Source organism: Nocardiopsis metallicus (assembly GCF_014201115.1).
Lineage (GTDB): Bacteria > Actinomycetota > Actinomycetes > Streptosporangiales > Streptosporangiaceae > Nocardiopsis > Nocardiopsis metallicus.
This window is the reverse complement of sequence record NZ_JACHDO010000001.1, coordinates 1,201,192-1,221,479: the sequence shown is the minus strand read 5'-3', so window position 1 is coordinate 1,221,479 and position 20,288 is coordinate 1,201,192. Positions and strand designations below refer to the sequence as shown.

At 64.2% G+C, this 20,288-nt stretch carries 12 protein-coding genes and 1 pseudogene; 2 read left to right on the top strand and 11 right to left on the bottom strand.

The genetic code is table 11. The annotated features are described in order from the left end of the window. Positions 1–148: 148 nt before the first annotated feature. Positions 149–331 (bottom strand): hypothetical protein, encoded by a 183-nt coding sequence (locus HNR07_RS34705; RefSeq protein WP_246420109.1) that lies wholly within the window; start codon positions 329–331, stop codon positions 149–151. 493 nt (positions 332–824) lie between these two features. Here HNR07_RS34705 and HNR07_RS05075 point away from each other — a divergent pair, with 493 nt between their 5' ends. Together HNR07_RS05075 and HNR07_RS05070 are read left to right on the top strand one after the other, a co-directional pair. Continuing rightward, a complete protein-coding gene (locus HNR07_RS05075; protein ID WP_184362531.1) occupies positions 825–1,652 on the top strand; it encodes a helix-turn-helix domain-containing protein in 828 nt (275 codons plus the stop codon). Further along, entirely contained in the window at positions 1,645–1,821 is a 177-nt protein-coding gene (locus tag HNR07_RS05070) for a DUF397 domain-containing protein (RefSeq protein ID WP_184362528.1), read from the top strand. Before HNR07_RS05075 ends, HNR07_RS05070 begins: the two co-directional genes overlap by 8 nt. A 602-nt stretch (positions 1,822–2,423) precedes the next feature. Here HNR07_RS05070 and HNR07_RS05060 read toward each other — a convergent pair. The 10 genes and pseudogenes from HNR07_RS05060 to HNR07_RS05020 all read right to left on the bottom strand — a co-directional run bounded on the left by HNR07_RS05060 (position 2,424) and on the right by HNR07_RS05020 (position 19,597). Then, positions 2,424–2,696 (bottom strand): hypothetical protein, encoded by a 273-nt coding sequence (locus HNR07_RS05060; protein ID WP_184362525.1) that lies wholly within the window; start codon positions 2,694–2,696, stop codon positions 2,424–2,426. A gap of 406 nt (positions 2,697–3,102) precedes the next feature. Further along, positions 3,103–3,576 carry a hypothetical protein gene (locus HNR07_RS05055; protein ID WP_184362522.1) on the bottom strand — a complete coding sequence of 158 codons (474 nt, stop codon included), beginning with the start codon at positions 3,574–3,576 and terminating at the stop codon, positions 3,103–3,105. A gap of 687 nt (positions 3,577–4,263) precedes the next feature. After that, a complete protein-coding gene (locus HNR07_RS05050; protein ID WP_312893591.1) occupies positions 4,264–5,688 on the bottom strand; it encodes an IS1380 family transposase in 1,425 nt (474 codons plus the stop codon). A 34-nt stretch (positions 5,689–5,722) separates the two neighbouring features. Next, complete coding sequence (locus HNR07_RS05045; protein WP_184362520.1) at positions 5,723–6,433, bottom strand: transposase family protein; 711 nt, start codon at positions 6,431–6,433, stop codon at positions 5,723–5,725. A gap of 413 nt (positions 6,434–6,846) precedes the next feature. Then, a pseudogene (locus HNR07_RS36265) lies at positions 6,847–7,179 on the bottom strand (transposase); the annotation flags it as partial. Between the two features lie 329 nt (positions 7,180–7,508). Further along, positions 7,509–7,949 carry a hypothetical protein gene (locus HNR07_RS05035; RefSeq protein WP_184362516.1) on the bottom strand — a complete coding sequence of 147 codons (441 nt, stop codon included), beginning with the start codon at positions 7,947–7,949 and terminating at the stop codon, positions 7,509–7,511. A gap of 22 nt (positions 7,950–7,971) precedes the next feature. After that, complete coding sequence (locus HNR07_RS35845; protein ID WP_184362514.1) at positions 7,972–15,060, bottom strand: RHS repeat-associated core domain-containing protein; 7,089 nt, start codon at positions 15,058–15,060, stop codon at positions 7,972–7,974. 88 nt (positions 15,061–15,148) lie between these two features. Further along, positions 15,149–17,149, bottom strand: coding sequence for a LamG domain-containing protein (locus tag HNR07_RS35840; RefSeq protein WP_312893603.1), 2,001 nt, complete (start codon positions 17,147–17,149; stop codon positions 15,149–15,151). Between the two features lie 6 nt (positions 17,150–17,155). Continuing rightward, entirely contained in the window at positions 17,156–18,619 is a 1,464-nt protein-coding gene (locus tag HNR07_RS35835) for a hypothetical protein (protein WP_312893602.1), read from the bottom strand. Between the two features lie 570 nt (positions 18,620–19,189). Further along, entirely contained in the window at positions 19,190–19,597 is a 408-nt protein-coding gene (locus HNR07_RS05020; RefSeq protein WP_221318718.1) for a hypothetical protein, read from the bottom strand. Positions 19,598–20,288: the final 691 nt, after the last annotated feature.

The window sequence follows — 20,288 nt, the reverse complement described above, 5'->3', positions numbered from 1 at the left end:
CCCGGGGCTGCGCTTCCCAGCCACGCCGCACAGGGCCCACGGCCCTGGATCCCCCGCTGGACACGCCGTTCCCGCGAGGGGTGGTCGATGTTCGCTTGGGTGAGCGAGCTGCTTCAACCCCTGTCGGCCACAATCCGATCGCGGGGATTCACGCGGCAATCCGGGTTCGCCCGGATCGGTCGAAAGCGGCCCGAACCATCAACCCGCCGTCGGGCTCGCGGGTGAAGTCCCAGTACAGGGCCATCGCGTCCACCAGGGCCAGGCCGTATCCGCCCTCGACGAGCAACCCGTCAGCCCCGCACAGCCCCTCCACCGGGCGTGCCTCGGGCACGGTCGCCTCCGCCTCGGGGCGGGGCCCGTCGTCGGTGACACGGAGCAGGAACAGTCGCCGTCGCCGCTCGATCTCGATACACGCACCCGCCCACCGGGCAGCCCCGAAGCGCTGTGATTCAACGCGTTGGTGTGCAGCTCGGAGAGCGAGACCAGGAGCGGGTCAGCGCTGGCGGGGGTGGTGCGGGCCACGTGGGTGGCCCAGCTACGGGCGGCCTTGAGGTGCCAGAGCTGGTGCCCGCACTCCAGAGAAGCCTGCTCGGGGTCTGTGCAGCGGATCCGCCGGGGCAGGTCGAGGGGCGGCCGGGTGGGAGTCATGGAATCCACCGGTTCCTTTCGTTGTCGCGCTGGTGGCTGCGGGCCCGCGACAGCAAGGGTGTGGCCTGGGGCAATGGCATGTGAAGGCTGCTCGGAGAGCTCACGAATCTTCCACAGGCGCTTGGAATTCTCTGGAATCCCCCACAGGGCGTCGCCCCTTGTGTTCCTATGGCTACATGCACACGGACGAACGGGATCTGAAGGCATTCGGGCGGGAGCTACGCAGGCTTCGAGTAGAAGCAGAGCTGACCCAGCAGGCCCTGGCACGAAGGATCAGCCAGCGAGGCACGACCATCAGCGATTCACACCTGTCCGACGTCGAGAACGGCCGAGCCATGGCGCGCCCCTGGTTGAGGAAGTTCCTGGACGAAGTCCTTGAAAGCGACGGCAGGCTGGACAAGCTCTGGGAGGAGCTCACGGGCTCCGGACGCCAGGTGTGGCTGCACGAAGTCACCAAACGAACCCACGATGCCGACGCCCTGTTCGAGTACCAGCCTCTGGTGTTCCCGGTTTATCTCCAGACACAGGAGTACTCGTACGCGCTCATCCGATATGGAGCACCGTGGCTTTCCCAGGAGCAGGTCCTCGCCCTGGCCAAGGAGAGGAACGACCGGGCGAAGCGTATGGCAGAGGCCACGTCTCCGGTGATCTGGCTGATCATCGACCAAAGCGTGCTCTGGCGACGCTACGGCTCCCCGCAGGTACAAAAAGAGCAGTTGGCGTATGTAGCCCATCAGATCGAGCGTGAACGGGTCACCGTGCAGATGCTTCCGATCCGGGCACCACGGCACGCGGGGACGTCGGGGCCCAGGCGGATCATCACCACAGCAGAAGAACCCGAGGTGGTGTACATGGAATCCGCTGAGGAGGGCCGCATCATCTCCGGCTCAGCGGACATCAACCGGAGCCGTATGGTGTTCACTGCTCTACAGGGAGCCGCCAGGGACCCACAGGAAACACTGCAGGCCATCTACGACGAGATGAAGGCGATTGACAATGAGTGACTGGCACAAGAGCAGCTACAGCGGCGGAACCAACGAGTGCGTCGAATCCCGGGAGCACGAGACCGGAGCCGACGTGCGAGACACCCAGAACAGAGAGCTGGGCCACCTGACCTTCACCCGCACGGAGTGGAACGCTTTCGTCGAGGCCACTCTCCACAGCCACCGGTAATCCGTTACGCGACGGCCTCGCCGCTCTCCAGATAGAGCGTGGTCTCTTCACGACGTGCACGATCCCCTTGAGTAATCCTTCGAGCGAGCCGGGGGATCGTTGCCATCCCAACCTCGGCCACCTCATGGAACCCTTATCCCGCCAACTCGTCTTGGTCGAGGACGATCCGGTCCAGCCAGTACTGGTCGAGCAGTCCGCCGTCAAAGACGAACAACTGTTTACCCCCTCCGATGGCGTGAGTGCCCAGTCCACGACCAGCAACCGCCCGATCGGCGGAGCGACCCCCAAATCTTCCTTCACCTCACGCGCCACGGCCCGAGTCGGGACCTCCCCGTGCTCCATGTACCCGCCAGGGATCTCCAGGTAGTCCTTGTAGGCCGGAACCACCATCCTCACCCTAAGAATTATCAAGTTCAGGCAAACTCCTGCGTTATGTAGAAACCCATAGGAATTTTTCCTTCAACTACTTTCCAAACAGGGGATCGCTGCACCAGGCCGAGCCATTCATCGAAAACAATCCCATCCCCGCGGAACCACCAGGAACTGTGACTTTTAAGCGACCGAAGGTCGGCATCGGAAAGGTACCGATACTCAAATTCAACCTACAAGTAGCCTTCATGCTCCACCTCTGCGCCAACCAGTTCCATCTGACGCACAAAACCCAACGTGAACGTAGACTCAGAAAACCAGTTCACTTCGCAATATTGAAAAAGGAATCCATCTGAGTCAGGACCAGACGGGACATTAAACTCAATCTGAGCGAAATCACGAATAGCTGCCACCGCATCCTGCACAGATGATATCCATCCATCCGATCTCGGCTGATCAATAATGTCTTTCGCCATGCTTAATGCAGAGCCGATTGGCTGCTTCATTATTCATCTCGCCCTGCCACTTTAAGAAGCTTCCTGCCTTGCTATAGCACGAATTCACACACCGCTCGTAGGACGAACCAGAAGCTAGCGGATCGGACGTGTTTGAGTATAGCGCACCCGCCCAAGTAAACCCCGGGAGTTAAACCTGGTCGAGGCGCTTCAGTCACGAATAAAGAACCATCTGGAAAACCGTACGTTCAGCTTTGAGGATCCGGAGAATTCGCTGCGGTTACATCTGCCCCCGACCCAGCGGCGCCCGGGGCTGCCTCTCGGTCCCACCTGATTTATGACTGAACTGAATCCTGGCCTATCTAACCGAAATTCTTCTCGAAGAGGAGCAGAAGAACTGATCAGCTTTGACGCACCCCACCCACAAGGGAGACCGCTTCAGAGCCAGCCCAAGTCATTAGTCCGTGTGAAAATCAGATGAACTCAGCAAGAGAATTCCAGACAAAGTGAAACCCGAAACCTCCTCAATATAAGGTCTTTCCTCCTCCCTGGCCGCACAGAATGTAACATGGCCGGTAATAATCGATTCATCATAGAGAGCCGGGGAGATTGATACATAGGCGACAGCTGGCGGAGATCCGGGAATCTCGCCCAGATCAAGGAGGGCCCTCCGAGCAAAGGAATACGCCCGCCGAAACAATGACTCAGCCAGGAACTCCCCTTCCTCGATATCAAAATCAGGAATCGACCTACCATTAACTGCGGCTTCATAGCCAGTAACATCAGAGAATTTCGAAACAATACCCGAGTAGTCCTCACGAAAACGCTGGAGCACCCAGGCACCATTAGCCTCTGCACACCAACCAGCATCCAGAACTTCCTTGTGAAACTCGGTCATATCACCATCAGAAATCGAGTCAACGATACTCATGTCAACCATCTCACTGAGAAGTGAGTTGTAAATCATCCGCACTCGCCACCCCAAAACAAACATGACATGATTAGACCCCACCCAAATTTCACCAAAAATGACTGCACCCACCCCACCCTCTTCATGGAGCCATATCAACCACCCCTTTCCCAAAGCCCAGGAATATCCCTTCGCATGTTATCGAAAGCCACACTGAGGCCTTCCCAAAGCAACGTGACCCGGAAAACCGGTTCAAGTTCATGAAAGAGACATAAGTAGACACCGGGGAATCACCCCACACAGACGCAAGGCCCCTGTTAGGACGGTTCTCACCACAAGATCGGTCGTAGAGTTCCTCGCTCGGCTCCTGGAGGTTTATTCATAAGCCTCGAAGTATCGAGTGAAGAAGTACAGACCGATGATCACGGACAGGGCCTCACTGAACTTGGCCAGCGGAGCGCGGTAGCGGGTCTGGAGCATGCGCCAGTTCTTCAGGTGGGCGACAGCTCTTTCCACCGCGGCTCGAAGCTGTTGACCCGGATTCGTCAGGGGTCTGATCGCGTCTTCTGATCCGGCACTTCGCCCATGGTGTCCCTGGTCCGGGCAGGAACGAGCCCTCGCGTGACGCCGCGGTGCGCGCCGGGCTCCACGAACCCCGGAACTGCGTGCTCCCTCCTTCCTGCTGCTCGTCGGATCAGGTCCCGATCCTCAGGTGAGGGTCGGCAGAGCGGTCAACCGCTGCCAGCAGGTAGTGAACGCCTCCGCCCAGGGCCAGGACCGTTCGATACGCAGGAAGCGGCGGCGGGCGTGGCGGGCCAGACGGGCGGGCAGGTGGTAGATCCGAAACCGCATGCTCTCAGGCTCGGCATCCGCGAGGTCCTCCGCATCGTGCAGGGTGAGCAACCGCAGCCAGGCGTCCAGATCCGCGGCCAGGTTGGCCGCGAGCACCCACGCCTGGTTGACCTGCCAGGACGATGACGGCAACAACGCGAGCCCCATCGCCTTGTTCGTGCGCACCCGATCCTCGACCTCGGCGTGGTCTCGGTGCAGCGCGTCCAGAAACTGGGCCTGGTGGGAGCCCGGCACCCGATGCATCCGCTTGATGTTGGTCGCGCAGATGGCGTAGCGCCAACCGGTCTTCCTCTCCATGGCGGTGAGCTTGGCGGTGTGGCGGCGGGAGGGGCGTACCCGGCGGACGATGAGCCGCATCCCCTTGGGCCAGCCTTCGCGGGTGTTGAGCCCGGTCAGTTCGGCGACCTCATAGCCCTCTTGGAGGTCGCCTTTCTGGTCCACGGCGCTCTCCCACGCGCTCTCGGGGATCTTCGCGATCGCCTCCTCGTCCGCGGTGGTGATCTTCCACCCGACGGTGAAGCGCACCGTCCTGCGGCTGGTGTTCAGCTTCTCCAGGTACTCGAGGAGGTCGTGGGTGGCGCCGGCTCCGTCGATACGGACGAGGATCTTGGCCCGGGAAGAGCCGGGGACCTGATCCAGGGCCCAGGTGAGCACGTTGATGTGGTCGCTCGCGGTGTTGGCTCCGGCGTTGCCGGGGCGCAGCAGCATGGCCAGGCACTCGCCGGTGTTGGCGCACCAGGCGGCCAGGGGGTGGAACCCGAAACTGGACTTGAAGGTGGGTGCGGCCCCTTCCTTGTTGGAGGTGGTGGTGATGATCGTGGCGTCGGCGTCCAGCACGATCCATCCCTTCAGGGGTTTGCCCGCGACCTTCACTTGGGGGAACCCGCCGGGGCGCAGGTGCAGCAGCGTCCACACGTGGCGGCGGATCTGCCGCCGGGCCTTGGCGATCGCCGCCAGGGCCCTCTCGTCGAGGACGTTCAGGGCGCGGCGCAGGGTGGAGTCGGAAGTGGGTGGGCCGAACACGGGCCGGTGGTGCAGGCCCAGGCGTTCGGCTTCGGAGAGGTTGCGGGCGCCGAGCACGATGGCGATGACCAGGTGGACCAGGGTGGTGGCCCGGTCCCGCCAGCCGTTGGCGGTGCTGGTGGGCAAGGCTGTGGCGAGGGCCCGGGTGAGGCCGGTGCGGTCGGCGAGCTGGCGGAGCAGGACGGCTCCGGCATGCCCGACGAGGTTGGTGCTGTTGGCGGTCACGGACAGGCGGTGGTCCCAGGTAGGCTCGTGCACCAGAAAGGTGCTCCTGATTCTGCTGTGATGTTTCCTAGACAGTCACATCTTTGCAGGTAGGGGCACCTTTCGTGCTGTCAGGGGTCGGTCCTCCCAATTCCGCTGAATAGCCGGGGTTGATCACGGTGTTGTTGGCCTCCTGCTCCGGGGAGAGATCTCCGCCCGGAGGTTTCCTGGCCGGTGAGATGTCCACGTGGGCTTGGTAGCCCTTGTCACCCAGGGTGCTGTCCAGGTCGGCGATGAGATCGGCCAGACCGCTGGCGGTCAGGGCGTGGGCGTCATGGCGTGATCCGGGCACGGGCACGGGACCGATTGCGGCGATGTCGCCTGCGGGTGTGCAGGCGATCTGGAGGTTGAAGCCGGTGGTCTGGTGTTTTCCTGAGTACATGCCTTCGGCGTGCTTCCAGTCCCAGGTGGGGGCGAGGGTGCCATCGACCAGGACGGTCGATCCTCCTACGGTTTCGGTGGGGTCCAGGACGAAGGCGGCGAGTTCGGTGGCGATGAGTGGGCGGAGCAGATCCCATCGGCGGCTGACGGTGGGTTGGGAGACGTTGAAGAGGGCTCCGGCCAGGTCTTGGGTGAGGTTGTGGCGGTGCAGGGCCGTGACCAGGGCGACGGAGGCGTGCAGGCCGATCGCGGCAGGTCTACCGCCGGGCCGGGCGAGAGGGCCGAGTTTGTGGTGGATACGGGCGGTGAGCTCGGTGAGTTGTTCGGGTGAGAGTCCGGTTATACGCTGCAGGTCCAACGGCTTCTTCGCGGGTCTGGTTTTGGTTTGGTAACCCCCAGATTTCAGCGGAGGAGCCGTTGCTGTGTCTTGGTAACGCGGAAACTCAGCACGTCTGCATGGTGGGTCATTTCATCGGATGATCGGACTTCATCTCATCATGGAGCTTGTGAATAAGCCTCCTGGTCGCGCACTGCCGAGCCGTCGGCACCCCGAAGGGTCCCAAGTCCTGACCCCATTCCTGCAAACGGCCTTCGCCCTACGCTGGTTCCGGGAAGCCGGATGCGCGTACCGCCTAGCATGCGATACGCGCATCTCTCAGGCCACCGGCTACCGCCACTTGCACGAAACCATCGATGTCCTGGCCGATCATGCCCCGACCCGCACCACGTCCTCCAACACTGCCAGGCCCAAGGCATGGGCCACCTGATCCTGGGCTCTACACTGGCGTTCTCGGCCTCCAGCTTCAACCGGCCCGCGATCTGGCGGGGTGTGCGGCCCCGGCCCAGGTCGGCCAGGACCCGCTCACGGACGATCGCATCGGTGTCGATGCGGCGCTGCTGGGGACGGGACCGGCGGGTCCTGGCGCGCTGGTGGGCGGTGGTGGCCCGGTAGCCGCGCTTGCTGGTGTTGCGGTCGATCTCCCGGCTGACCACGGACGGGTTCCGGTCCAGAGCACGGGCGATGGAGCGTACGCCCTCACCCCGTGTGTGTGCGAGCGCGATCTCCTCGCGATCCTCCAAAGTGAGCGTCCGTCGTGTCCCCATCGGCAACCCTTCTGACCTGCGGTGTTGCTACGACGGTATGACACCACCCACGGGCGTTCACCTCGTGCTGGCATCGGTTGGGGGAGCTGCCCGCGTTCAGATGAGGCGGGCCTGCCCCGACGAGCAGCAGGAGGGAGGAAGAGGACGGTGGAACCCGGCGCGGCCCGCAGCGACACGCGAAGGTCTCGCCCCCGCATCGCGGGGGCGAACCGGGGGGAACCCAACCGCTCCTCAGCCCATCCCCACCACTGAAGAATCGAGGCTGACTGCAGTCAAGATCCCGAGAGACCCCGCCGGATTCAAGAACTACCAGCGAAGCTTCTGCTTTTTTAAACTGACAATTCCTGCTGAGCCTCGGCATAAGAATTATCCGGGACAAGCTCGGACATCTTCTGAAAGAAGGCCATCCCAGCATCTTTGATAGCCTTCAGAAAATCCACAGATGAAACATCTACCATCTTCGTTTCCTTGCCAATCTTGGCGGCCACCAAGGTACGAGACCCTACAACCCGAAAAGCGAGCTTGATCGGCTGATCAGGGAAATATATCTCTGCGTAACCCAACGACTGCATTTTCGCCACCATCTCGGCAATGTAACACCAGAGCTGGTCAACGTAGTCCCACTCTTCAAAGCCGATGATTTCTAATCCATCAACGGACATCCGGATGGCACCTTCAATATAGTCAAGGTCGGGCGGCGGGACACGGCAGGCTTCCAACCGCACGAACCCACCGTCCGCACCCTTCAGGAACGTCTCAATCTCAACCACGTTTCAGGCCCCTAGATGGTGACTATTCCGGATAGAACTGACCCACTCGACCTCTGTTCATGCCGAGTACATAATCGATGCCTTTAACATTACCGCGAATCTGGTACATGCCCTGACTTCCTCGCTGAACCAGCGTATCGCGGTTCTGCCGCATGACTTGACCGATAGCACCTTGGACGTCGCCAACACTCATTCTCGAATCGAAGAAGGACTGCGTCTTCTTTACCGAGCCATCCCAATAATTCGGGTGATGACGAGTGAGGATGTGCTCCATTCCCTTCTTATCAAGCAAGAAGGACTGATTCCCGAACTGGAATCGCTGACTGCCCCAATCCCGGAGGGCAGGAAGACATCCTCCACTGTTATGAACCAGAACCGAAGTCTGCCCAGCGAGTACATAGTACGTGTGGATGCCCTGGATGGTGAGGTTGTGGACCGTGGCAGGCTGTACCCAGGCATGGAGCCCGGTGACCTGGACCAGAGTGCCCTCGGAGGAGAGCAACCACATCCCCGGCACCAGATCGATGGCATCGATCCAGGCATCCAGTTCCGGGGACCAGAAGGGGTGCTCGTCCGTGGCGATGATGACATCGCCCAACACCATCGGCCCCGGACGAGCGCCCGTCTCCTCGAACTCACCCTGTTCCAGGCCCGCGAGCTCGACCTGGGTGGTGGTGTCCACGGTGATCTCGACCAGGGTCTTGACCCCCGACCCCACGATGGTCGCCAAAACCTCGCGCGGGCCCTCCACCCCCGTTTCGGGGTCGGTGGCCAACACCTGCTCACCGACCTGAACCTCTTCGATGGGTCTGGTACTGCCGTCGGCCATCACCACCAACGTGCCCGCAGCGAAACTGTTACAGCGACTGCTCCCACCACGACGGAACTTATTGAACAGACCCGAAAGCTTGTCGCCGTTACGTAGAGCCCGCAGGCCGGTACCCGCGGGGATGGGACCGGTCGCCGCCTCCACAGCGATATCGACGGTCGCCTCGCCAGCCTTGAACGCACCAGAGTTGGAGTTGATCCCCACACTCGCCAACTGCTGGTCCCAGGTCATTCCACGACCGGTTTTACGCACCGCGTAATCACCCAGGACACGCGCCGGACTCCAGGTCAAGACACTGCCCACACCAGCGATGAAGTTGCGCGGACGCTGGGGAACCCGGCGCACCGTCCGATTCACGAAGCTGTGCGTGCGCCGAGCCCGGGAGACCACCGTGCGCCGCACCGTGGAGCGGATGTTGCGTACTCGCGAGGAGTTCCACACCCGTCGCACCGAAGTACGGGCACGGTTCTTCACTCGACTGGCAGTACGGCGAACTTTGTTCCAGGTTTTGCGCAGGAACAGCCCGTCGGGGTCGGTGAAGCTGACCGGGTTGCTGTTGGCGTAGGCGTACCCGTGCATCTGCTGCGGGTCGGCCACGTCCATGACCGGGTCGGCCGAGATGAACCGGCCCAGCGCCGCGTCATAGGCGCGAGCCCCGATCTGGGTCAGGCCGGTGGAGGCGTCGATCGTGCCGCCGACGAACCCGTGCTCGCTGGGCCAGGCCCCCGCGCCGACGCTGCGGTCGGCTCCAAAAGCGGTGAAGCGGCGCTGGGTGATCTCCCCGCCCTCAGCTGCCACGGCCAGCTGTCCGGTGCCGTGGTGGTCGGCGAAGACCCAGGTGACGTTGTTGTCCGCGTCTCGGACCGCGATGGTCTCGCCGTGGTGCTCATAGAAGCGCAGCGCCCGGGTGACCAGGGTGGTGCGTTCGTGGTGGATCTCCATGCCGGGCAGGTAGAGGGTGGAGGTGGTGGCGTCGCGGCGGATGAGTCGGTCGCCGTTGGCATCGTAGGTGTAGGTGCTCACCCCGGTGGAGGCATCTTCGACGCGGACCAAGAGCCCTTCAGCGTCCCATTCCAGGCCCTGTTCGTGGGCGGGAGTGGTGCGCGAGACCATGTTGCCGGCCTCGTCGTAGCCGTAGTGCTCCAACCGCTCACCTGCGGGACCGCTCTCGTGGACCTGGGTGAGGGTGTGGGGCTGGTCCTGGCCCGCATTGGGGTGGGTGTAGGTGCGTTCGGTGGCACCGCCGATGCCGCCGTGCTGGGTTTCGGTGACACGATTGCCGACGGCGTCGTAGGTGTAAGAGTGCCAGTAGGGGGCGGGGCCTCCCAGGTCCTCCACCTGCGGGGCCGCCTGACAGGCCCCGGCGCCGGTGGCGTCGGGGGTCCAGGCCTCGGTGAGCTGGCGCATGTGGTCGTAGGCGAAGCACTGCACGTCGGCGGGGCGTTCGCTGTCGCTGGGCTCGTCGCGCAGGGACAGGATGTTGCCTGCGTCGTCGTAAGCGAAGTGCAGGTGTTGCAGGGAACCGGTGCCGAACCGGGGGGTGACCCAGCTTTCGTTGAGGCGGTTGGTGGCCTGGTTATAGTCCCACGCCTGCCAGTAGCGGTTGGCGCTGTTGGAGGTACGCGCCAGGATCCGCATGACGAGGTTGCCGACCTTGGAGTACTCAGCCGCGGTGACGTAGGCACCGTCACCGGCCACAGCGGTTACCCTGCCCAGGTTGTCGTAGGTGTAGCTGATGTTCTCCTGCGAGAGCCCGCCCGCGGCAGGGGAGACGTGGCTGCGGATGCTGCCGTCGGGGTTGAAGCGGGTGATGAACCGATAGGTGCCGCCCAGTCCGGTTTCTTCCTGGGGGATGGTGACGGTGGTGGCCATCGCCCGGTACAGGTCGTCGTAGGACAGGACCTGGTTGCTGTAGGCCAGGTCACCGTCGTGACGGGTGGTGGAGGTCAGCTGCCCCTTGGCCAGTGTGTCGTAGACCCACTCGATGCGCAGCGGGCCGTCGGTGGAATCCTCATGCAGGGCGACTTTGCGGCCGAGCGCGTCGTAGACGTGTGCCAGGGTCTGACCGCGTGCGTCGGTGCTGGAGGTCACCTGGTCCAGCGCGTCGTAGGTGTAGGTGGTGGTGCCGGTGTCGGGGTCGGTGCTGGCCGTGCGGCGCCCGTTGATGTCGTAGGTGTAGCGCCACTCGTTGCCCGCGGTGTCGGTGACGGTCTCCAGTTCGTCGCTGGAGGTGTAGGTGTAGTGGATGGCGTCATAGTCACCCGTGGGTTGGCGTCCGTGGTGGTGACGTAGTTCGACGGTGTTGCCGCGCAGATCAGTGATGGTGGTGGTGCCGGTGCCGCCTTCCGGCGGGGTCATCCGGGTCTGTTCGCCCGCGTATTCGGTGGTGGTGCGGTACTGCTCCTGGCCCCGTGACATCTGGATCTGGTGGAGGGGGCGTTCGGCCCCGTCATGGACGGCGAGGGTGTAGCGGGGGATCTCATCGGTGTTGTTGACGACGAAGAGGGTGCCGCTGGGAGCGTCCTCGTTGGGGTAGGCGGCTCGGGTCTGGACCTGGAGTCCGCGGGTGTCGTGCAGGATGTCGCTGATCAGGCGCCCGCCCCCGGAGGTCGGGGTCTGGGTCTGGCGTACGCGTAGCCAGCCGTCGTGGATCTGGTAGCTGGTGACGTAGTCGCCGTGGGGGTTGAGCGCGCTGCTGGTGACGTAGGTAGGGGCATCCTTGGACAGGTGGTAGCCGAATCTCATACTCGGCGTGAGCCGGGCTTTGGGCCGGTCGGCGAGCCAGACCTCGGTGAGACGCCCCAGAGGGTCGTAGGCCAGGTCGGTGCGTTTGCCGTTGGAGTCGATCTCGGCGATGGTGAGTGAACGTGCGGGGTCGAGCTCGATCGTGCTGGTGTGGCCGAGCGGGTTGGTGGTGGTGATCTTGGTGGTGTTACCGCCCAAGGTGTGGTCGGTGTACTGCGTGGTGGTGGTGTTGCCTTCGGCGTCGGTCTGGGTGAGCTGGCGCCCGTACCGGTCGAAGGTCGAGTTTTCGGTGACCTGGTAGCGGGGGGTGGAGCCGTCGTAGCCGACCAGTCGTTCGGAGGAGGTCTGCACGCCGTGGGTGGGGGTGGCTCCGAAGGCTTTGCCGTCGTAGTGGGTGCGGATGTCGCCGATCACGTCCTTGGGACGGTCGGGGGTCGCGTCACACCCCACGGACACCAGTTCTTCCCGGGAAGCCAGTTCCAGTAGGTGTTTGGCGGTGTTGCGGGTGTAGGTGGTGCGTGCGCACACCTCGTCCCCGCTCACCGAGACGTCACCGCGGTCGAAGACCTCGATAGGTAGGCCGTAGTCGTCATAGGTGGTGTCGACGCGGTGCTGGCGCCAACCGCCCTCGGCCAGGGGGGCGTAGCTGCGGACCGAGGCCGTGTCGACCATGTGGGCTTCCACGGTGCCCCAGGAGTAGGTGCGTGAGCCGGTCTTACGGCTCCAGGGCAGGCTGATCTCCTTCTCCACCACCTCCCCGCCGGGCCCGTTACGGGTCAGTGTCTCCAGGGTCTGGCCGTTGTAGCGGTCGTGGTCGGTGTGCTCACCGCCCTCGGTGTCGGTGACCTTCACGCTTCGAGTACCGCTGGGCAGGTGGTCGCCGTGCATACCGCGGAAGAAGCGGTGCTCCTCCTCGGACTGGGTCTCGTCGGCGAGTCCGCTCCGGACGCGGACCACCTCGTAGCCGCGCCACTGGGACCAGGTGCGCTTGTCGTCCTTGGTGAACCCGTCGGCGTCCATGTACCGCCAGGCACCGCCGCCCCGGTAGTCGTAGGTGGTGACCACGTCCGGTTGGTCGGTGACCAGGTCGACTTCCGCCACCTGGGTGACGACGTACTTGTGGAACCAGTCGGTGATGTCGTCGTCACCGCGCCCGCTGGGCACCCACCGGACGGGATAGCAGCGCTTGGTGTTGGTGTGCGGGGTAGGGGTGGATCCGGCGATGCAGTCCGGGTCGGAGTAGGAGACGTCGAGCTGGCCGCCGGTCTCGGTGTAGACGGCGGTGATCCGCCACTTGTTGAGCGGTGCCACACCGTCGCTGGTGGAGTCCACACGGTTGGGCATGGGCGTACCCGCGAAGGTCAGCGAGGGGTTGGCCAGGGTGCCGCCCACGTGGCCGGTGTGGGTGATGGAGTCCAACCACAGGGTGGGGTCGGTTCCGTCACCGGGCGCGGGGAAGAGGTGTTCGAACTTCCAGGAGTCGACGGTGGAGTAGGACGAACCGTCGTGGATCTGGGTGGCGACCCTGTCCAACCGTTTGGTGGTGAAGAAGGTCGGTGAGAGTTTGTCGGTGCACTTGGCCCCGGCCTTGCAGTCCTGGTCCAGCGGTACGTCGGGCCAGTGCTTGGCGTTGGTCTTCTCCCGCTTTTCGGGTGCGCAGTCGAAGGAATCGGTGGCCAGGCAGCGCTCGGCGACGGTGAAGTTCACCCGGGCCGGGGCGGTGGCGAACACGTCGTCGCTGTTCAGCCCGTACTCGATACGGCGCAGGTACCCGCCGCGGTCGTAGGGGGTGGCGTCGTCGGCCTTCATGTTGCGGCCGTAGTGGTTCTTCTCCTTGGTGTAGTGCAGGGTCATGACGTTGCCCTGCACGTCGACGACGTAGTCGAGGTTCCACCGCCATGCCTGCTGGCACCAGGAGTCAGCGAAGGAGGACTTGTGGCAGGGCTCCCCGGAGTTGTTGCCGTAGACCGGCATGGTCCAGGCCGAGTTCGTCTCGGGTTTTCCCGAGGACCAGCCGGGCAGGCGGTTGCGGCCGAAGAAGTACTGGGTGCCGTCGGTGGTGGTGAGCTTCCAGTACTCACCGTCGTTGTCGCCGTTGGTGGCACCGGTCAGGCGTTCGACCTTGGAACCGTCGTCGCCGCGCATTCTCCAGGTGCCGTCGGAGTCGAAGAGGAGTTCACTGGACATGCCGTTCAGGGACAGGGTGGCGTTGTGTCGTTTCCAGCACATGTCCCCGGTCTTGTTCGGGTCCTTCTGCCCGTCCTCGGCACAGGGGATGTAGGTGCGCTCGATGAAACCGGGGTGGTAGTCGAAGCCCTCACCGATCCAGGAGGCCTGGTTGTTGGTGGAGGCGGTACGGCCGTCCACGGAGCCAGAGGAATAGGACAGGGCGATGTCGGGTGCCAGGTCGGCGGCCACGTCCGGGATCTCCAGCGGGTAGGTCCAGGAGAAGTCACCGGTCTGCAGGCTCACGTCCCAGGAGGCCGAGGGTGACAGGTCGCTGGCCTGGTAGTCGCCGTTCCCGCCGTTGCCGCCGCCCCCTCCGGATGCGGCCATGAGCATCACCCCGGAGGTGGTGGCCGGAGCGATGACGCTCAGAGTCTTGGTCGCCGGGTCGTTGACCGACCCCAGGTCATAGGCCCGGGTGCACTCCTCTTCCTGGTCGGTGTCGCAGTCGGCCAGGGCCACAAGGCGGAGCCGGGATCCGTAGTCACCGCCGAAGGCGGAGTCGAATTCGGAGTAGTCCAGCACGACCTCGACCGGGCCGGGCGCTTGGATGCCGTCGGTGCGGGTCACCTCGAGCAGGAGTCCGTCCACCCCCGTTTCGGCGGCCTCTTCCTTGCTGAGGAGCTCGACCCGCGCTGACTCCACTGGCTGGGGGACCTCGTCTTCGACGGGTTCAGCGTCAGCGGTCTCGTCCTCGGCCGCCTCTCCCCCGTCCCCCTCGTCGCTCTCTTCGGCCTCGGGGTGTTCCTCGCCCGGGTCTTCGCTCGGTTCGGTTTCCGGCTCGGGCTCAGTGACACCCTCGGGAGAGGTCTCACCGTCGGGTTCCCTGGGCGCGCGTCGTTCCTCGCGAAGGTCAGCATCCTCCAAGGGTTCCTCGACGGGAAAGGGCATCTCCCATGTGTCCATGACCTCGGTGGGTACAGTGCCGATACCCACCACGGCGCCCTCGTCCTGGGCCATGGTGGACAGCGCGTCCACGTCCTCGGTCCCGTCCGCCTCGGCGGTGAGGTCAGCGGTCTCCGGCTCGGGCCAGCGCACCTGCTCCAGTGTGGAGATCGATGCCTCGTCCGCCGCGTCATCCTCCTCGATCGCAGCGGCGACGACCTCGTTACCCTCGATCCACGGCTCGTCCTCGACCTCCGGAGCCGAGTTCTGAGGGGTGGCCTGTGAGGAGGGGGCCGCCAGCAGCGTCGCCACCACCGCCAGGGCGACCGTGTTGGACAGTCCCCGGCTCAGTACGCGACGGACGCGAGCACCTCTGGATACGGGTTCGTCGACGCCGTCTTTGTTGGTGGAAGGGTATTCGGACACAGGAGGCCTCCGTCCCGGCGGTCGTCGTTGCCGCCGGGTTCAGTGAACGAGTAATGGGGTGAGGTGTGGGGGTGGGTGGGGGCGAGATTCAGAGGGAGCTCGTCGGGATCAGGCCCTCGTAGACGTTGTAAATGTCGTTTTGGGACAGCACCCCTTGGTAGAGGTGGACGTCGGAGACCTGACCTGCGAACAGATCGTCCTGGCCCATCCGCCAGGCCCGGCCGATCACCGTGCCGTGCTTGGCGTGCCAGGGGGTACGCCACTCACCCACAGTGGTTTGGCGTTGGCCGTTCACGTACAGGGTGAGCTCGTTGGTGGCGTGGTCGTAGGTGGCCACCAGGTGGGTCCAGGTCCCGAACTCGGCCGCGTGGTCGGAGATCGCCCGCGACCAGGGGCCCGCCCCGGACCCGGCCACGTCAGCGGCAGCGGTCTCCAGTACCCACTTGTCGTCGAAACCGGACTGGTGGCCCAGCAGGAACCCGGACTGCTCCGCGCCCGTTTGGGAGACCATCGTTCCGTTGCCCGAGGCCTCGTCCAGACGGGTCCAGGCCGCCGCGCTCCAGGAACGGTCAGTGCGGATCGCCGACTCGGCTCGGATGTGTTCGCCCGCGCCGTCGAAGGTCACCCCGGGGGCGAAGGTGACGTCGTTCAGTGCCCGGTTCCAGGCGGTGGCCGGGTCCGCGTGCAAGGTGCCGTCCAGGCCGTGGTCGGAGGAGTCGGCCACCACGGTGCCCTCGCTCTCGTCGAGCTTCCAGCGCCCTTCCAACGCCGCGGGGCGGTTGGCCAGTTCCCACACCTCGGAACGTTCTCCGTCGTCCTCGGTCAGTGGTTGGTCGAAGACCATCCGGTCCCACACCCGTACGTCGTCGATGGCCCCGGGCCAGTGGTAGGTCAGATCGCCCTGGTGCTTGGCACCGCCGATCACCAGACCGCCCTGGGCGTTCCAGGCCTGGGGGTGTTGGTTGCGGGACTGCTCCACACCGTTGACGTACAGGGTGAGTTCGCCGGTGTCGGGGCTGTAGGTGCCCAGCAGGTGGGTCCACACGCCGAGCTGCGCGGGTTCGGTGGCGTGGGCGTAGACCCAACCAGCACCGCCGGAGGTGGGCCCGTCGTCGTGCGGGGCCATCTTGAAGGTCCAGGTGCGTGTTGATCCGGCCTGGTAGCCCAGATGGAACCCTGACTGGAAGTCGCCTTCCTGGGCCAGGGCCGTGACATTCGTACTGGGCTGCTCATCCAGGTACACCCAGGCCGAGGCGGAGAAGGCCTCGGTGGTGTCGATGACCGCTTCGGGGGTGTTCAACAGCGACTGACCACCGGTGTTCACTGCGGTTCCCTCCAGCCGGTAGGAACCCCCCTGACGATGGCCGATCCGACCTCGGGTCCAGTCGATGCCGCCCGAGGCGTTCGCGGTGCGGCCCGCGTCCATCACGTCGGTAGCGGTATTCCCCTGTCCCTCATCCAGCGGGAAGTAGGAGACCGAATCAGCGGGCGGAGCAACCGTGAAGACATACACCAAACCGCATTCGGAGGAGTTACCGAAGCCGTCGGTGATGCGGGCGTGGATCAGGTTCGGCCCATCACGAGTCGGGGTGATGGGCACCGTCACCGACGCTCCCGGTGAATCGAGTTCGATCTCGGTGGCACAGGTCGCGTCGTTGACGCTGTAGTGGTAACTGGTGGCCTGCTCGACACCGTTGTTGGCGAAGGTGAACTCCCCCGAACGACCCACCGAACCGTGGGCTTCATCGCCAGCCGGGTAGTCGGTGGAGGTCACCTCAGGGCCGGAGTCGGGTTTGGTGGTGTCGACCTGAATAAAGCACCACGAGGACCACGGTCCCCAGTGGGAGCGGTCATGGCCGCGCACCCGGTAGGCGATCAACTCCCGCTCCGGTAGATCTCTAGCGGTGACCGGCCGGTAGGAGCCGCCCGACCACTTACCCACGGTCACATAGGTCGAGTCGGCGGTTCCCAACCGTTCGTCCACCCCGGTGAGTTTCCACTCGAACTGGGACTTGACCTGCTGACCCACCCAGTAGGAGTCCCGGTCCCGGATCTGAGCGTTGAACCTGACCGTGGTGTCGTTGATCAACCGAGGCTAGGTGCGGTCGGTCTGGCACGCCCCGCCCAGCGAGTCGGAGATGGTCGAGGTCACCGGCTTTTCCGGCGGGTGGTTGTAGTCCACCACCAAAACCGGCGGCTTCTTCTTCACGTCGAACCGGCGCCAAGCCGCGGTTCCGGACTCGTCGCGCTCCTTGAGCCGCAGGTAGATGTGGGAGGCGTTGTTGTTGACCCCCCACCGGTAGGCGGAGGTGGCGTTGAATTCCACCCCACTGGAGGAGGGGCAGGTCGCCCACCCGCCGCGCACGTTCTGGGTGTCCAGGACCCCGCCCTGGGTGGAGGGCTGGTTGTTCCAGGTGGTGTTGCGGTTGAAGGCGCTTACTCGCTGCAGTTGGATGTAGGAGTTGCTGTTGCAGCTGTAGGCCCAGTCGACCTCGGTGCGCAACGTGGCGGAGTTGATGATCGTGTTCGGGTGGTTGGTGCGCCCGGCCACCGTGAACTGGAAGAACGCCCGGCGGGTGTAGACCCGGTCCCATTCCACACGCCCCACACCCACAGGATCCGCGGACGATGGGTTGAAGTAGGCCTGGTTGGGAAAGGCCCGGTCCACGTACGCCCAGTTGGGGCGGCTCACACTCACCGACGGGTCGATGTAAACCGGGAACTCGGTGGCCTCGTCCACCAGCATGCCCTCATCGGGAACCAGGCTGATCCGGTCGACCTCCACCGAGGTCTCCAGCAGCTCCATCCGGGCACCGGAGGGAGCGGCCACCGTCGGGTCCTCAGCCGAGGTTTGTTCTTCCCCTCCAGTGGAGTCCCACATGGCCGGGGCCTGAGCGGAGAACACGCTCTGCCCGCCCTCGTCACCGGTCGCGTCAAGGTTGCCGTGCTCGTCGGCACTCATGGTCACCCCGGTGGTGTCCAGGGGCAATTGCAGCTCGGTCAGCTCGGGAAGTTGGGCGGCCTCGGGGGTATGCACGACCAGGACCTGGGTGAAACCTTCCACCCCGGCGGTCAGCACCAGGTCCACCTCGGGCAGCACATCGGGGTAGGTGGCCTGCTCCCCGTCCAGCGTCGGCTCAGGGAGCTTGTCGACCCATCCCAGAGCCACGCTGTTGGAGCCGATCCCGATGCGGGCCATCACGTCATCGCCACCGCCGGAGAAGGCGATGTCCATACCCGCCGCCTTGGGACGCACCAGCCCGTCCTCGGCCCGCACCAGGGTGGTGTCCACATCCACCCAGGAATCACCCGATCGCACCCGCACCGGAAGCGCGGAGATCTCCGCGGTCAATGACCCGTCCGGGTGGGCGAAGTGCTGGGTCTTCTCATCCGTGAGCCCCGGGATCTCCACCGGCTCACCGGTCTGCTCCGCCAACGCCAACGCGTCCAGTTCCTGCTGTTCCTCAGAGCTGGTCGAGTCCGACGGCGCGGGTTCAGCGGCCACAGAAGGGGCGTAGAGCAGGGACAGAGCCAGGGCAGCAGCGGTCGAGACCGCCATCGCACGGGTCCAGGGGCGACGCATGAGAGTGCCGTTCGTGTAAGAGGGCTACGAGGACCCGGGAACGAACCTCACTCCTGGGAACAAAGCAGAACCTTAGCCAGCCCTCACATCGCCCACAATTACCCAAAACCCCCACTTTGCCAAAGTGGAACCGGGAACCACTCTTGACCTGCAGCACCCTGCCTTTGGCCACATCTGGCCACCCCAACAGGTAAACCCTTCCAATCCGACGGCCACAGGTTCGAACCCTGCCGAGTGCACCACAAAACCCAAGGTCAGAAGCCCATAAGATCAGGATTCAGCAGAGTCGTCGGGCCAGTCTGTCCAGAGTGGGACCGAGGTCGGGCCAGGTCTTCCACTCATGCCTTGTCCATACCCGTGCCAGCAGGCTCAGTCGGCACCCGCGGCGTCAGTCACGAAGACCAAACCAGTCATCTCCTATGCGGTCAGTAACGAGACACCACGGCGACTGGGTACCTGCTCCACTCCTGCTCCAGCAAGACCCGAACCTCACGAGTGACGGGAGGCGATCCCGGCACACACCAGAACTCGGACAAGGCTCCTCATCTACTGCGGATCTGCAGGAGACAAATGGATCTTCACCCACCGGGCCTCCTCCGGTCGACGGGGATCCAGGTCGACCTGCATCAACCAACGCCCGGGACGAAGGGAGATCTCGTCGAAGCCGTCTGCGTCACCGATCGAGAGAACCCCGGAAGGCAGAACGATCACGGACGCGTAGTCGGACGAGGCCATGGGAACAGCATGGACGTACGCGTTCAGCTCGACGTCAGCGTCTTGCGGATCCACTATGCGGCTGTTGGCCACCTGGATGGCGACATGGTCGTCCACGGCGAAGAACGGGCCGTCGCCGGAGAGGTGGTCGTCATCCCCGTCGTAGCCTTCGATGTCAAAGCAGTAGATGCAGCCCCAGTAGTAGTCGCGTACGCAGTGGAGCACGGGTTCGGTCGTCATGGTCACCCAGTGTGTGATACCGCAGCGACACTCCACCTCGCCGTCAGGGCCAGCTCAAGGGCCCGGCGACACTGGCGCGCAAGCTGAGGCCAGACGACGTTCGGTCACACACCCCGGCAAACGGACGATGGACGAGAACCTCGCGAGGTGCCATCGGACGCCGTCAACCACCCGTGTGTGCTCCGTTTGTGCTCCGCAGTTTTGGACCGGAACGTCACCGGGCGGCACAACGCGGCACACAACGACAGCCTGATTCGGATGGCGCAGAACGCAACGGTACGTAGCGAAACGTCACGATACGCGACCATGGAACTTCTAATCCCATGCCGGAGATGGATACGTCCGCGTGCCCGGAGGGCGCATGCTCCCCAGCGGAATGCAGCGTGCTGCAGCCCAACCGGGCGGCCTCCTCCCCACGAACTGTGGGTTCTCCAACCGGCTGAGGTCAGCCCACTCCCCCACCAGCCTTCGAGTCTCGTCGTTCACTCACCAGCGCAGACTCAAGCCTCTGACCGGCGTGTCCACGCCGGTCAGAGGCTTCCGTGTTGTCGGGGCCGGCTATACGCGCACGCAGCGGCGCGCAGCCCCGCTCCCAGGCCACGGACCATCGCAGCTGGTCCGGCGTCCCTCCCTCCGACGGGAAAGGCGCCGGACCGCAGGTCCTCTCACTACGACGTTCCCTGGCACATGA